Annotated in this window: 14 protein-coding genes; 11 read left to right on the top strand and 3 right to left on the bottom strand. The window is 66.2% G+C overall.

What is annotated here, in order from left to right; genetic code table 11:
• Positions 1-54: 54 nt before the first annotated feature.
• Positions 55-246 (top strand): hypothetical protein, encoded by a 192-nt coding sequence (locus PCA10_RS15845; RefSeq protein ID WP_016493077.1) that lies wholly within the window; start codon positions 55-57, stop codon positions 244-246.
• 43 nt (positions 247-289) lie between these two features.
• Here PCA10_RS15845 and PCA10_RS15850 read toward each other — a convergent pair whose 3' ends face one another.
• Complete coding sequence (locus tag PCA10_RS15850; RefSeq protein WP_016493078.1) at positions 290-652, bottom strand: DUF3509 domain-containing protein; 363 nt, start codon at positions 650-652, stop codon at positions 290-292.
• A gap of 286 nt (positions 653-938) precedes the next feature.
• Here PCA10_RS15850 and PCA10_RS15855 point away from each other — a divergent pair, with 286 nt between their 5' ends.
• Both PCA10_RS15855 and PCA10_RS15860 read left to right on the top strand, forming a co-directional pair.
• Positions 939-1,280, top strand: a complete 342-nt coding sequence (locus tag PCA10_RS15855) for an FKBP-type peptidyl-prolyl cis-trans isomerase (protein WP_016493079.1) — start codon at positions 939-941, stop codon at positions 1,278-1,280.
• Positions 1,281-1,337: 57 nt separating this feature from the next.
• Complete coding sequence (locus tag PCA10_RS15860) at positions 1,338-2,042, top strand: glutathione S-transferase N-terminal domain-containing protein (RefSeq protein WP_016493080.1); 705 nt, start codon at positions 1,338-1,340, stop codon at positions 2,040-2,042.
• Between the two features lie 98 nt (positions 2,043-2,140).
• On the opposite strand, the gene PCA10_RS15865 is transcribed toward PCA10_RS15860, so the two are convergent.
• Positions 2,141-2,731 carry an eCIS core domain-containing protein gene (locus tag PCA10_RS15865; RefSeq protein WP_016493081.1) on the bottom strand — a complete coding sequence of 197 codons (591 nt, stop codon included), beginning with the start codon at positions 2,729-2,731 and terminating at the stop codon, positions 2,141-2,143.
• A 144-nt stretch (positions 2,732-2,875) separates the two neighbouring features.
• On the opposite strand from PCA10_RS15865, the gene PCA10_RS15870 reads away from it, so the two are divergent.
• The 6 genes from PCA10_RS15870 (at position 2,876) to PCA10_RS15895 (ending at position 10,343) form a co-directional block, all read left to right on the top strand.
• The gene (locus PCA10_RS15870; protein ID WP_016493082.1) at positions 2,876-4,303 is read left to right on the top strand and encodes a mechanosensitive ion channel family protein; all 1,428 of its coding nucleotides are present in this window, start codon (positions 2,876-2,878) and stop codon (positions 4,301-4,303) included.
• A gap of 98 nt (positions 4,304-4,401) precedes the next feature.
• Entirely contained in the window at positions 4,402-5,031 is a 630-nt protein-coding gene (locus PCA10_RS15875) for a hypothetical protein (protein WP_016493083.1), read from the top strand.
• 11 nt (positions 5,032-5,042) lie between these two features.
• Positions 5,043-5,654, top strand: coding sequence for a helix-turn-helix transcriptional regulator (locus tag PCA10_RS15880; RefSeq protein ID WP_016493084.1), 612 nt, complete (start codon positions 5,043-5,045; stop codon positions 5,652-5,654).
• A gap of 210 nt (positions 5,655-5,864) precedes the next feature.
• The gene (locus tag PCA10_RS15885) at positions 5,865-7,442 is read left to right on the top strand and encodes a malate:quinone oxidoreductase (protein WP_016493085.1); all 1,578 of its coding nucleotides are present in this window, start codon (positions 5,865-5,867) and stop codon (positions 7,440-7,442) included.
• Positions 7,443-7,631: 189 nt separating this feature from the next.
• A complete protein-coding gene (locus PCA10_RS15890; RefSeq protein ID WP_016493086.1) occupies positions 7,632-9,257 on the top strand; it encodes a phosphoethanolamine transferase in 1,626 nt (541 codons plus the stop codon).
• A gap of 147 nt (positions 9,258-9,404) precedes the next feature.
• Positions 9,405-10,343, top strand: coding sequence for an NHL repeat-containing protein (locus tag PCA10_RS15895; RefSeq protein ID WP_016493087.1), 939 nt, complete (start codon positions 9,405-9,407; stop codon positions 10,341-10,343).
• A 5-nt stretch (positions 10,344-10,348) separates the two neighbouring features.
• On the opposite strand, the gene PCA10_RS15900 is transcribed toward PCA10_RS15895, so the two are convergent.
• Entirely contained in the window at positions 10,349-11,074 is a 726-nt protein-coding gene (locus PCA10_RS15900; protein WP_016493088.1) for a phosphatase PAP2 family protein, read from the bottom strand.
• 116 nt (positions 11,075-11,190) lie between these two features.
• Here PCA10_RS15900 and PCA10_RS15905 point away from each other — a divergent pair, with 116 nt between their 5' ends.
• Positions 11,191-11,877 (top strand): response regulator transcription factor, encoded by a 687-nt coding sequence (locus PCA10_RS15905; RefSeq protein ID WP_016493089.1) that lies wholly within the window; start codon positions 11,191-11,193, stop codon positions 11,875-11,877.
• A 317-nt stretch (positions 11,878-12,194) separates the two neighbouring features.
• On the top strand, positions 12,195-13,382 hold the full coding sequence (locus PCA10_RS15910; protein WP_016493090.1) for an MFS transporter: 1,188 nt from the start codon (positions 12,195-12,197) through the stop codon (positions 13,380-13,382).
• Positions 13,383-13,442: the final 60 nt, after the last annotated feature.

Here is a 13,442-nt window from a genome sequence, read left to right on the forward strand (position 1 = left end):
GCATTCGGACAAAGCTCTGGATACCCACCCCTTGATCTCAAACGGAGACATCCCATGAAAAACCTTATCACTACCGCAACCCTGCTGGCCGTAGCCCTTTCCGCTGGTTCGGCCATGGCCTCAGGCGGCGGCGATCGCACCATCAACCGCTACGAAAAGCGCCTTGCCCAGATCGAACAGCAGAAACGCGAGGCAAATGAAGCCGTCGCCCAGAAGGAACTCGCCGAGAAAGCGAAACGCGGCTGAGCCACGGGGACAGGGCGGGCCGCCTGCCCTGTCCCGCGCCGGCTCAGACCACGGGAATCCGACGAGCCTGTTGCTTGTGCTCCAGCTTGCGGCGCGCCACCAGCGTCTTGGCCGCCGTCTCCTGCAACGGACCGCCACCATAGGTCGGCAACTCGCGGGTCACCCAGTCGACGCCCTTGGCGTGCCACTGCACCTCGCCCGCGTCCAGCTTCATGTCACGCTGCAGCTCGCGGATCACCTGGCGCACACGTTCATCGCTGTAAAGGGCCTCACGGTCGATGGCCTTGCAGAATGACGCACCGTTGGCGCCGATCAGGCTCAGCAGCAACGAGCCATCGGGCCGCGGCCGGACCATAACCTGGAGGTTGGGAAATGCGTCGTAGAAGGCAGTAAAGGGCAGCTTCATCAGGGACACTCCTGTGAGCGTGGTCGGGTCCCTGTATCTAGCAGCTGCCGTGCCTGAATCGACGGATCGGGCAAAGTTCTTGTTAATCAGCAACATGGCGTGCATTTTCAGGTGTCGGGAGCGGGCGTCCTGCACGATCCCCCATCCGGCCGCCATGCAAGTTGCACGACATACCCAGGAGCCGGCGCGCCCCTGGCCAACGCCTTGCTTGCCAGGACCGACGATTCCTGAGAAAAGGCTGCCCGCAAATGGCCGGGCCCGGCCAACGAACCTAGGAGTACACCCCGTGAGTGACGAACTGCAGATAACCGATATCCAGCTGGGCGACGGCAAGGAAGTGGTCAAGGGCGCCCTGATCACCACCCAGTACCGTGGCACCCTGGAGGACGGCACCGAGTTCGACTCGTCCTACAGCCGCGGCAAGCCCTTCCAGTGCGTGATCGGCACCGGCCGGGTGATCAAGGGCTGGGACATCGGCCTCATGGGCATGAAGGTCGGCGGCAAGCGCACACTCTTCGTCCCCGCCCACCTGGCCTATGGCGAGCGCCAGGTCGGTGCGCATATCACCCCCAATTCCAACCTGCTGTTCGAGATCGAACTGCTGGAAGTCCTGACCCGCGACGATTGAGCTATCCGTCCGGCAACGGGCACGGTTGACCATCCCCCTATCCAACTGGGAGTTCCCATGACAGACCTGTCGGCTTTCACCATCACCCGCAAATGGCCCGCGACCCAGCCCGACCGGCTGCAGCTCTATTCCCTGCCCACGCCCAATGGGGTCAAGGTCTCCATCATGCTGGAGGAGACCGGCCTGCCCTACGAGCCGCACCTGGTGAGCTTCGAGCGCAACGACCAGCTGTCGCCGGAGTTCCTCTCCCTCAACCCGAACAACAAGATCCCCGCCATCCTCGACCCCAACGGGCCGGATGGCCGCCCGCTGGCGTTGTTCGAGTCCGGCGCGATCCTCATCTACCTGGCGGACAAGACCGGCCAGTTGATCCCGCAGGACGCCGCCGGACGCTACGAATGCATCCAGTGGCTGATGTTCCAGATGGGCGGGATCGGCCCGATGTTCGGCCAGATCGGCTTCTTCAACAAATTCGCCGGCAAGGACTACGAGGACAAGCGCCCGCTGGACCGCTACGTGCAGGAATCGGCGCGTCTGCTGGCCGTCCTCGAGCAGCGCCTGGAAGGTCGGGCCTGGATCATGGGCGAGCAGTACAGCATCGCCGACATCGCCACCTTCCCCTGGATCCGCAACCTCGTGGGTTTCTACGAAGCCGGCGACCTGGTGCGGTTCGAGCGCTTCCCCAATGTGCGGCGGGTGCTGGACGCCTTCCTGGCGCGTCCTGCCGTGGAACGTGGCCTGGGCATTCCCAAGCGCGACTGAGCCCGCGCTTGTCTTTAGGGGCGATTTCAATCGCCAAAGGGCTGCGCAGCAGCCCCCCTGGGGCAGGCCTTCGGCCTGCTTGGCGAATTAATTCGCCCCTACAACTCCCCCTTTGCCCGCAACGCCTTGGTCACCTTCGTCTGCACCTCGTAGGCCGGCGCTTCCACGCTGTCAGGGTCCTCGGCATAGCGCGCCGCGAAACCTTCCACACCCCATTCCCGGTACTGCTGCACGTGCTTCAACTCGTGGGCCCAGAGCGCCACGTCCCGCAACGCCCCTTCGCGGTCTCGGAACAAGATCACGTCCACCAGGGTCACGGCCTTGACGTCCGGGTCGTTGAGCATCGCACTGGCGGTGCCCAGCTCGCTGCTGTCGCCGATCCGGTAGTGCACTTCGTCCAGCAGGCTGGCGTCGTAGTAAGGCGCGAGCTGGTCGCGGATGGCCGTCGGGATCGCTTCCACGCCGCTGGCCAGGGCATCCGTGCGGGCCTGGACTATCCATTGCTGCAAGGCCCCGGCGGCCACCTGGCTCACTTCCCCGGGTAACGGGCCTAGCACCTCCCGCGCATCAGGCAGGCAGATGCAGCCGCTCACGCAGACCTCGTACTGCCCCGACGGGCAGCCATGGGCGGGCAGTCCCAGGCAACCCGTGAGCAACGCCAACGCACCACTGGCAAGCCGGTTGGCCATCCGGCCCTCCCCTGCAAGTACGGACTCGTCAGCATCAGACAACGGGCCCTGGCCGATGGCGCCAGCGATCCGCCCAGTGGTCCCGTATCGGCCCGGTGGGTAGCTCTGCTAACGTGACACCGGCGCATTCGCGGAAGGGAATTCATGCTCACATTCATCCAGAACCACCCCCTGGTTTTCAGCGGCGTGCTGATCCTGCTCGACCTGACGGTGTGGCGCATCATTCCCTCGGAGCAACGCACCTTGCGGGTGCTGTGCCGCGTGGGCTTCTTCGTGCTGTTCAGCACACTGATCATCAACGCCGGCATGAACCCCATGCAGCCGCCGCCCTGGCCGGATGCCACCCTCAACCTGGTGGCCACCGCGCTGGAAATCGGCTGGTGGCTGTTCGGCGCGCGCACCGTCACCGTGGCGCTGGGCCTGCTGATGCCGCGCATCGGCCATGCCGGCCGGCTGTTGCAGGACGTGCTGGGGGCCATGATCTTCCTGGTGGCGGTGGTCGCCGCGGCGGCCTATGTCCTGCAGTTGCCGGTGAAGGGCCTGCTGGCCACCTCCGGGGTCATGGCCATCGTCATCGGCCTCGCGCTGCAGAGCACCCTGAGCGACGTGTTCTCCGGGATCATCCTCAACACCACCAAGCCCTACCAGCTCGATGACTGGATCTCCATCGACGGCACCGAAGGCAAGGTGGTGGAAATCGACTGGCGCGCCACCCACCTGCTCACCGGCCAGGGCAGTACCGTGGTGATCCCCAACTCGGTGGCGGCCAAGACCAAGGTGCACAACTTCAGCCGCCCCTACGAGCTCACCGGCGTCTCCATCAGCCTCAAGGTTTCCTCGCAGATTCGCCCACGCCGGGTGCTCGATGCCCTGGACAGGACGCTGCAGGGCGTCAGCGCACTGCTGGCCAACCCCAAGCCCAAGGTGGCGATCAAGGGCTCGGACCTGAGTGCCGTGGAGTACGAGATCAGCGGATTCATCCGCACCGGCGAGAACAAGACCGAGGTGCGCAACCTGATGTTCGACCTCGCCCACCGCCACCTGGAAGCGGCCGGCATCGCCACCGGCGACGGCGCCCCGCCCCAGCCCTGGTCGCGGCCGCGCCTGCTGCTGGAGGAGGTGAAGGTGTTCCGCGCCCTGAGCGCCACCGAGAAGGACGAACTGGCCCAGGTCATGGCGCCGCTGGCCTTCTCCGCCGGGCAGGTGGTGCTGGAGGTCGGCGAAGTGGCCGACGGCCTGCTGGTGATCGGCACCGGGGTGATCTCGGCGGCGGTGCCCGATGGCGCCGACATGCTGGAAGCCGGGCGCATGGGCCCCGGGGAAATCCTCGGCGAGGAAGGCATCGGCGGCGACGCGCCATCCCAGGCGCGCTTCACCGCCCTCTCCTCCTGCGTGCTCTACCGCATCGACAAGGAAGCCATCCGCAGCTGCCTGGACGCCCGGGTCGAAGTCCGCGCCGCCCTCGGCCGCCTGCGCGGCTTCCGCGAGCAGGCCAGCCGCAACCTGCTGCTGCAAAAGCCCCAGGCGATCAAGAAAGGCGGCTTTCTCAGCTGGCTGCACAAGAAGCCCTGAGGCCTGCCGTCTGGCGGATTCTTCTACAAAACCACTAATGGCATTTTTTTATGCTTTAATTGATTTTGTAGGACAATCCACCACGCGAGGATTCCGTCATGAAACTCGGGACACTGGCTTTACTCCTGCTTGTCGCACTCGTTCAACCCAGCTGGAGCCCGGCCGCCCAGCAAACCGGCGCCAGCGCCGAGAGCCCCGCGCTGACCACGCGCCTGGCGCTGCGCGACCTCTGGGTGGAACACATTTTCTGGGTCAGGAACTACGCCGTCGCCAACCAGACCGGCCAGCGCCAGCAGGCGGAAGTCGCCGCCACCCAGGTGGTGGACAACGCCAAGGCCATCGCGGGCAGCATCGCCCCGCTCTACGGCCAACCGGCGGCGGACCAGCTGCTGAAACTGCTGGCCGGGCACTGGGGCGCCATCAAGGGCTACAGCGACGCCACGCTGGCGAAGAACGACGCCGGCAAGAAGGCTGCCGTGGCTGAGCTGACCAGCAATGCCAAGGCCATCGCCAAGTTCCTTTCCGACGCCAACCCCAACCTGCCCGAAGACGCCCTGGTGAGCATGCTCGGCGCCCATGGCGGGCATCATGTGGCGCAGATCGACCAGCTCGCCAAAGGCGGCTTCGCCGGCGAAGCCATGACCTGGCAAGCGATGCGCAAGCATATGCTGGTCCTGGCGGACACCCTCGGTGCCGCGCTGGTCAAACAGTTCCCCGACAAGTTCTGACGAGGTAATCGATGCTTCAGGGAATGGGACGCACCCAACAGGACCTGCTCGGCGCCCTGCTCTACCAGCCGGGCGGCATGAGCATCGACGAACTGGCCAACCACCTGGCGGTGACCCGCACGGCGATCCGCCAGCACCTGGCCGCGCTGGAGCGTGACGGGCTGGTCCTGCGGGGCGAAACCCGACCCACCGGCCGCCGCCCCGAGCAGCTCTATCAGCTCAGCGCGCACGGCCGGGAGCTGTTTCCGCGCCAATACCAACTGCTGGCCGACCTGCTGATCGGCGAAGTGGCCGGCCTCATCGGCCACGACGCCCTGCTGCGCCTGATGCGCGGACTGGGCCGCAAGCTGGCCGCCGGGATGGAAACCAAGGTGGTGGACGAGACGCGCATTGCCGAGCACATGAACCAGGCCGGATACGAGGCAGAGATCATCCTGCGCTCCAGGGGCGAACCGGAGATAGTCGCCCACAACTGCGTGTTCCATCACCTGGCGGCCGCCCACCCGGAAGTCTGCGAACTCGACCTGGCGCTGATCGGCGCCCTGGGTGGCGGCGAGGTAGCGCACCTCGAATGCATGGTGCGCCAGGGCCAGGTCTGCCGCTTCCGGATCGATCGGGGGTGATCCACCGCCGATGCGCATGACTCCATCGCCTGGCGGAAATCCGCCCTGCCAGTCCCTCGAATCACCCCGACCGGGCGGATTCCCGCCACCCAGCACCCCACTGAAGCCCAATAAAGCCGCCAGATGAATCGTTTCACGGCCTTCTCCTGATTCCGGCACGACTTTTGCCCTTGCACCGCCCTTTTCGAGAAACCGCAAAGGGACAGTCCCATGAAAAAACTCCTCCTAGGCCTCCTCTGCCTCACGGTGCTCGGCTGTGCCAAGCAACCCGAGCCGGAGAAGTCGGTCGACGTGCTGCTGATCGGCGCCGGCATCATGAGCGCCAGCCTCGGCACCTACCTCCACGAACTGGAACCGGGCTGGACCATCGACATCGTTGAGCGCCTGGACCAGGTCGCCGCGGAAAGCTCCAACCCCTGGAACAACGCGGGCACCGGCCACTCCGCCTTCTGCGAGCTGAACTACACCCCGGAAACCGCCGATGGCGGCATCGACATCAGCAAGGCCGTGGCGATCAACGAATCCTTCGAGATCTCCAAGCAGTTCTGGGCCTACCAGGTCGAGCGCAACGTGCTCGCCAACCCCAAGTCCTTCATCAACGCCGTGCCGCACATGAGCTTCGTCTGGGGTGACGACAACATCGCCTTCCTCAAGAAACGCCATGAAGCCCTGCAGCACTCCTCGCTGTTCCGTGGCATGGAGTACTCCGAGGACCACGAGCAGATCCGCAAGTGGGTCCCGCTGGCGATGCAAGGCCGTTCGGCCGAGCAGAAGGTGGCCGCCACCCGCATGGCCATCGGCACCGACGTGAACTTCGGCGAGATCACCCGCCAGCTCATCGGCTCCCTGACCAAAAGCGACAAGGTGGCGCTGAAGCTGCAACACGAAGTGCGTGACATCGAGCGCAACGACGACGGCTCCTGGAGCGTCACCGTGGCAGACCTCGCCAACGGCGCGGCCGAAACCCGCGTGAATGCCAAGTTCGTCTTCATCGGCGCCGGTGGCGGCGCCCTCAAGCTGCTGCAGAAATCCGGCATCCCGGAAGCCGACGGCTACGCCGGTTTCCCGGTGGGCGGCCAGTTCCTCGTCACCCGCAATCCCGAGGTGGTGGCCCAGCATCAGGCCAAGCTGTACGGCAAGGCGTCGGTCGGCTCGCCGCCCATGTCCGTGCCGCACCTGGATACCCGCGTGATCGATGGCCAGAAAGTGCTGCTGTTCGGACCCTTCGCCACCTTCTCCACCAAGTTCCTCAAGCACGGCTCGCTGCTGGACATGTTCAGCGCCCTGACCACCCACAACATCGGGCCCATGACCCATGCCGGCCTGGACAACCTGCCGCTGAGCACCTACCTGATCGGCCAGCTGATGCTCAGCCAGGCCGACCGCATGGATGAACTGCGCGAGTACTTCCCAGGCGCTCGCGACCAGGACTGGGAACTGCTCACCGCCGGCCAGCGCGTGCAGGTGATCAAGAAGGACGCCGAGAAAGGTGGCGTGCTGCAGTTCGGCACCGAAGTGGTCAGCTCCGCCGACGGCAGCATCGCCGCCCTGCTGGGTGCCTCGCCGGGCGCCTCCACCGCCGCGCCGATCATGCTCAGCGTGCTGGAGAAGACCTTCAAGGAGCAGGTACGCAGCCCCGAGTGGCAGGCCCGACTGCAGGAGATCATTCCCTCCTACGGCCGCAAGCTGAACAACGACCTGGAGCTGACCAACCAGGTCCGCGCCTGGAGCAGCGAACGCCTGCAACTGGACTTCGTGCCGGTACTGCCGGAAGTGGCCGCCCAGTAAGCCCTCCGCCCGATCCTCCTCTCCCGATGGGAGAGGAGGACGCCGCAGCCTGCGCTACAGCCCCCCGACAACCTCTTCACAAACCCAACATTTTCCCGAGGTTTTCTTAACGAATTATTGATAGCCGCCTACCTAAGCTCCGCGCCGTGTCCATGACGGATACGCAGTCCCACAGCGAGCGGCAATCCCATGTTCCAGCGCATTTCACTTCGCCCCGAAAGCCTCACCTTCCTTGCCAGCCTGCTGCTGCTCTCCCTCTACAACGTCCCCCTGTGGAAACACATCTTCTCCATCGTCCCGGCGGATGCCGATGGCCTCGGCATGCGCGTGGCGTTCGGCGTCATGGTGCTGGCGGTGTTCAACTTCGTCCTGGCGCTGGTGTCGTTCCGCTGGCTGTTCAAGCCGGTGCTGATCGCCCTGTTCCTCGCAAGCTCCGGCGTGGCCTACTTCATGAGCCAGTACGGCGTGCTGGTGGACGCCAACATGCTGCGCAACGTCGCGGAAACCGACGTCAACGAAGTACGCGACCTGCTCTCGGTCAAGATGGCGCTGTTCATCCTCATCCTCGGCGTGCTGCCCAGCTGGCTGCTGTGGAAGCTGCCCGTCCGCCGCCAGCCGCTGCGTCGCGAACTCCTCGGCAAGCTGGGCCTGGCGCTGGGCTCGATGGTGGTGCTGGCGGGCGTGGCACTGCTCAACTACCAGGGCCTGGCCTCCCTGTTTCGCAATCACCACGAACTGCGCCTGCTGGTGGTGCCCAGCAACTACCTGCACGCCTCCTACGGCTACCTGCGCGAGCAACTGGTGGTGGCCAAGGAACCCCTGCGGCAGATCGGCACCGATGCGCGCAAGGCACCGGCCTGGCAGGCCCACCAGCGCAAGTCGCTCACCGTGCTGGTGATCGGCGAAAGCGCGCGGGCGGAGAACTTCGGCGTCCTCGGCTACGGGCGTGACACCACCCCCCTGCTCAAGGGTCAGGAGGGGCTCATCGCCTTCGGCAACGTTCGCTCATGCGGCACCGAAACCGCCGTGTCCGTGCCCTGCATGTTCTCCAACATGGGCCGTGGCGGTTACGACGCCGCCAAGGCGCGCAGCCAGGAGGGCCTGCTGGATGTGCTCGGCCATGCCGGCCTTGCGGTCACCTGGCGCGACAACCAGTCCGGCTGCAAGGGCACCTGCGACCGGGTCGCCGGGGAAAACCTCAGCCACCGCAAGGACCCGGCCTTCTGTAGCGGTGGCGAATGCCACGACGAAATCCTCCTCAAGGACCTGCAGGCCTACATCGACCAGCTCAAGGACGACGCCGTGCTGGTCCTGCACCAGATGGGCAGCCACGGCCCGGAGTACCACAAGCGCTATCCCTCGCGCTTCGAGAAGTTCACCCCGGTGTGCACCAGCAACGCCCTGAACGACTGCAGCCAGCAGAGCATCGTCAATGCCTACGACAACACCCTGGTCTACACCGACTACCTGCTGTCCGGCCTGATCGACCTGCTGCGCAGCAACCAGGACAAGCTCGATACCGCCATGCTCTACATCGCCGACCACGGCGAGTCCCTGGGGGAATACAACCTGTATCTCCACGGTACGCCCTACCTGCTGGCACCCGACCAGCAGAAGCACGTGCCCCTGCTCACCTGGTTCTCCGACAGCTACCGCGAGGACTTCGCCCTGGACACCCAGTGCCTGGAGCAGGCGCGGGACAAACCGCTGAGCCAGGACAACCTGTTCCACTCGATGCTGGGCCTGCTGCAGGTGCAAACTGAGGAGTACAAGGGCGGCCTGGACCTGTTCGCAGGCTGTCGCCGCCAGGGCTAGCCGTGGCAGGCACGCGGGTACGCGAAAAAGACGTCATTTGACGTTTTTTTCACAGTCTTTTGATCCTGCCACTACAGCCTCTCCCCTAGATTGGGCGCCTCCCCATTCCCGCCATGGCAGCAGACGCCCTGAGCGACGGAGCGTCCCATGACCGCAGAGACCACTTCCCTTCCCGTCCGCCGCTCGCCCTTCGGCAAGCGGCCGCGACAGCCTGTCGACTGGCTGATGCTGCTCCTCGACCGCCATGCCGCGAGATGGCTGCTGGCAGCCTTCGCCCTGGCCCTGCTGGTGAGCGCAGGGGTTCCCGCCTGGCGTCACCTGTACCCGGCCAGCGCCGGGGAAGGTTGGCACTACAGCCTGTACCTGGGCGATATCGAACGGGTCAGCGCACTGCTGCCCGACGACCAGGGCAACCTCTACATCAGCCAGGAGCATCAGGACGGCAAGGGACGAATCCTCCGCTACAGCCCCACCGGCCATCTCGGCGCGGTGGAGTCCGGCCTGTCCAACCCCGACGGCATGGCGAGCTACATGGGCGGCGTGGCGTTCAGCCAGGAACAGGGCCGGCACCCGGTGAACTGGATGAACCCGCAGGGCACCCGGCAACTGTTCAGCGCCGATAGCGTCGAGGGCCTCACCAGCGACGGCCATTACCTGTACGCGGTGGAAGACCTCCACGGCAACGGCCGCCTGCTGCGCTACGACCCGCAGACCGACAGCGTGACCACATTGCGCCGCGGCCTGCACGAAGCCGAGGCGGTGGCCTCCTGCCCGGACGGCCGGCTGTATTACAGCGAGAAGGGGCGTGGCCAGGTCCGCCTGCTGGCGGCCAACGGGCGCGACCCGGTGGTGCTCGATGGCCTGCGCGAACCCGGTTTCATGCTCTGCAACCACGACGGCCTGTGGATCACCGAAGACGCCACCCACATGGCGCGGGTGCTGCGCCTGGACAGCAATGGCCGGCTCGAGGTGGTGCTTTCCCACCTGCGCTCGCCGCAGACCATCGTCGAGACCGCGGCGGGCCGCTACCTGGTCGCCGAGCAGGGCCGCAACCGGATTCTGGAACTCCGGCGGCGCCCGCAGTAGTCAACTCAGGAAGGATCGGCCAGCTCAGGCCCAGGCGATGGCAAGGCCACCGGCGCCGGGCGATAGAGCACCAGGCGGTAGCAGACCAGGCTGATCATCCAGTCGAAGAGCAAGGTCCAGAGGTTATGGGAGAGGAAATGCGCGCCCTGCATCATGCGCCCCAGGGAAAACAGGCTGCCCAGGGCCAGTGCCGCCACCAGGGCAACCCGCGCCAGGCGCGGACGGCGATCACGCAGGGCGAAGTACAGGGCCAGCAGGCTGAAGCCCGCCGAGGCATGGCCACCGGGCCAGCAACGACCGGGCTTGTCGACATAGGGATGGTGGCCGAGCAACGGCGAGTAGGGCTCCACGCCGCCGAACTCGGTGAGGCTCCAGGGGCATTGCACCGCGGTCACCGCCTTCAGCGGCGTGACGATGGCGGTGGACAGGCCCAGGGCCAGGACCAGGTAGCCCAGCGGCCGGCGCCACTGGCGCAGTCGGGTGGGCAGCAGGCTGATCAGGAGGCCCGCCACGGCCAGCACGCCAAGGCCGATCACCGCCTGCTTGGCGCGGTCGTGCAGCACGTCTTCGAGGAAGGCGCTGTGGCGGCCGATGAAGCCGCCCTGCGGGTCGTAGAACAAACGTGCCAGGGCGAAATCGAGGTGGGGCACGTCGACCACCAGCAGGAGCGCCATGGCCGCCAGCGGCAAGGCGCTCCAGAGCAGGAAATTGAAGGGACGTGAAGTGGACATCGGAGGACCTTGGTCAGAGGGGACCGCGGCAGTCTGAACAGGCACCCGTGAGCATCTGGTAAAGGCTTCGTGAAAAAATCATCAACGGCGCGCAGGCGCCGGACAGGGGAATCGATTTGCGCATCTTGGTCATCGAAGACAACCGGGACATCCTGGCCAACGTACTGGACTACCTCCAGCTCAAGGGCTACGGCGTGGACTGCGCCCAGGACGGGCTGACCGGCCTGCACCTGGCCACCACCCAGCACTACGACCTGATCGTGCTCGACCTGATGCTGCCCGGCATGGACGGCCTGCAACTGTGCAGCCGCCTGCGCCAGGAGGCGCGCAAGGACACGCCGATCATCATGCTCACCGCCCGCGACACCCTGGACGACCGCCTGGCCGGGCTGAAATCCGGCGCCGACGACTACCTGGTCAAGCCCTTCGCCCTCTCCGAACTGGTCGCCCGCATCGAGGCCGTGGTGCGCCGCAGCCATGGCGGGCGCAAGTCCAGGCTGCAGGTCTCCGACCTCAGCTACGACCTCGACACCCTGGAAGCCACGCGCTCGAGCCAGGCGCTCAAGCTCAACCCCATCGGCCACAAGCTGCTGGGCATCCTGATGCGCAAGAGCCCTGCGGTGGTGCGCCGGGAAGTGCTGGAAGAGGCGCTCTGGGGCGACAACTGCCCGGACAGCGACAGCCTGCGCAGCCATATCCACCAGTTGCGCCAGGTGCTCGACAAGCCCTTTGCCCGGCCCCTGCTGCACACCATCCACGGCGTCGGCTACCGCCTCGCCGAGCGGGATGGCAGCCCCGCGTAGATCGCAGGTTCGTAGCCCGGATGAAATCCGGGGACAAGGGTGCATACCGCTCCCGGATTGCATCCGGGCTACCGATCCGGACGAGAAGCCCCGAGTTCGCAGGAGATGGGGCGGGCGGCGTTCCGCTGAGCGGAGCGATACCCATCGACTCCCATCCACGAATGCTCATCGCGTCCCCGACCAATTCGCGCCTAACCTGAATCCAGAACGTAGGACCGTAGGATGGGTTGAGCGGAGCGATACCCATCACATCGGTCGATGGGTATCGCAGGCTCAACCCATCCTACTGAATCCAGAGGCCGTCACAGGACAGGGACATGCCCGCTACCACCCTCGCATCACGCATCCCGCGTACGGTCTGGGCCCTGGGCTTCGTCAGCCTGTTCATGGACCTGTCCTCCGAGCTGGTGCACAGCCTGTTGCCGCTGTTCCTGGTGGGCAGCCTCGGTGCCAGCATGCTCGCGGTCGGCCTGATCGAAGGCCTGGCCGAGGCCACCGCGATGATCGTCAAGGTGTTCTCCGGCGCCATCAGCGACTACCTGGGCAAGCGCAAGGGCCTGGTGCTGTTCGGCTATGGCCTGGCGGCGCTGACCAAGCCGCTGTTCCCCCTCGCCGCCTCGGCCGATCAGGTGCTGTTCGCGCGCCTGCTGGACCGGGTCGGCAAGGGAATCCGTGGCGCGCCCCGTGATGCGCTGGTGGCCGACGTGGCCCCGGCGCGGATTCGCGGAGCCTGCTTCGGCCTGCGCCAGGCCATGGACAGCGTGGGCGCCTTTCTCGGCCCCTTGCTGGCCATCCTGCTGATGATCGCCCTGGCCGGCGATATCGCCCTGGTGCTCTGGTTCGCCGTGCTGCCGGCGCTGCTGTCGGTGGGCCTGATCCTGTTCGGCGTGCAGGAGCCGGCCGGTACGCAAGCCTCCCAGCGCCTGCGATCGCCCATCACTTGGCGGGCCTGGCGTGACTTCCCGGCGGCCTACTGGTGGGTGGTGGGCCTGGGCGCCCTGTTCAGCCTGGCCCGTTTCAGCGAGGCGTTCCTGGTGTTGCGCGCCCAGGACGCGGGCTTGCCCGCCACCTGGGTGCCCCTGGTGATGGTGGTGATGGCCGGCGTCTACATGCTCTCGGCCTACCCCGCCGGCAAGTACGCCGACCGCATCGCGCCAACTCGGCTGCTGGCTTTCTCCCTGGTCCTGCTGATCATCGCCGACCTGCTGCTGGCCCGGGCCGACTCGCCGCTCCCGCTCTTGCTCGGGGTGGCGTTCTGGGGTCTGCACATGGGCTTCAGCCAGGGCATCCTCGCCGCCCTGGTGGCCGCAACCACGCCCGGGCACCTCAAGGGCACCGCCTTCGGCCTGTTCAACCTCGCCAGCGGCGCCGCCCTGCTGGTGGCGAGCGTCCTGGCGGGCTGGCTGTGGCAGAGCCAGGGGGCGGCCAGCACCTTCCTTGCCGGCGCGGCCTTCTGCGTGGCGGCCCTGGTGTTGCTGGCGGTCAGGCGTCGTCGCCTGAACTGATCCGCACCGGATTGCGCTCCCCCGCGCACTTTGCGCATTCCTTATATCGCCCCCTCCGTC

The sequence above is a fragment of the Pseudomonas resinovorans NBRC 106553 genome, assembly GCF_000412695.1.
GTDB classification, from domain to species: domain Bacteria; phylum Pseudomonadota; class Gammaproteobacteria; order Pseudomonadales; family Pseudomonadaceae; genus Metapseudomonas; species Metapseudomonas resinovorans_A.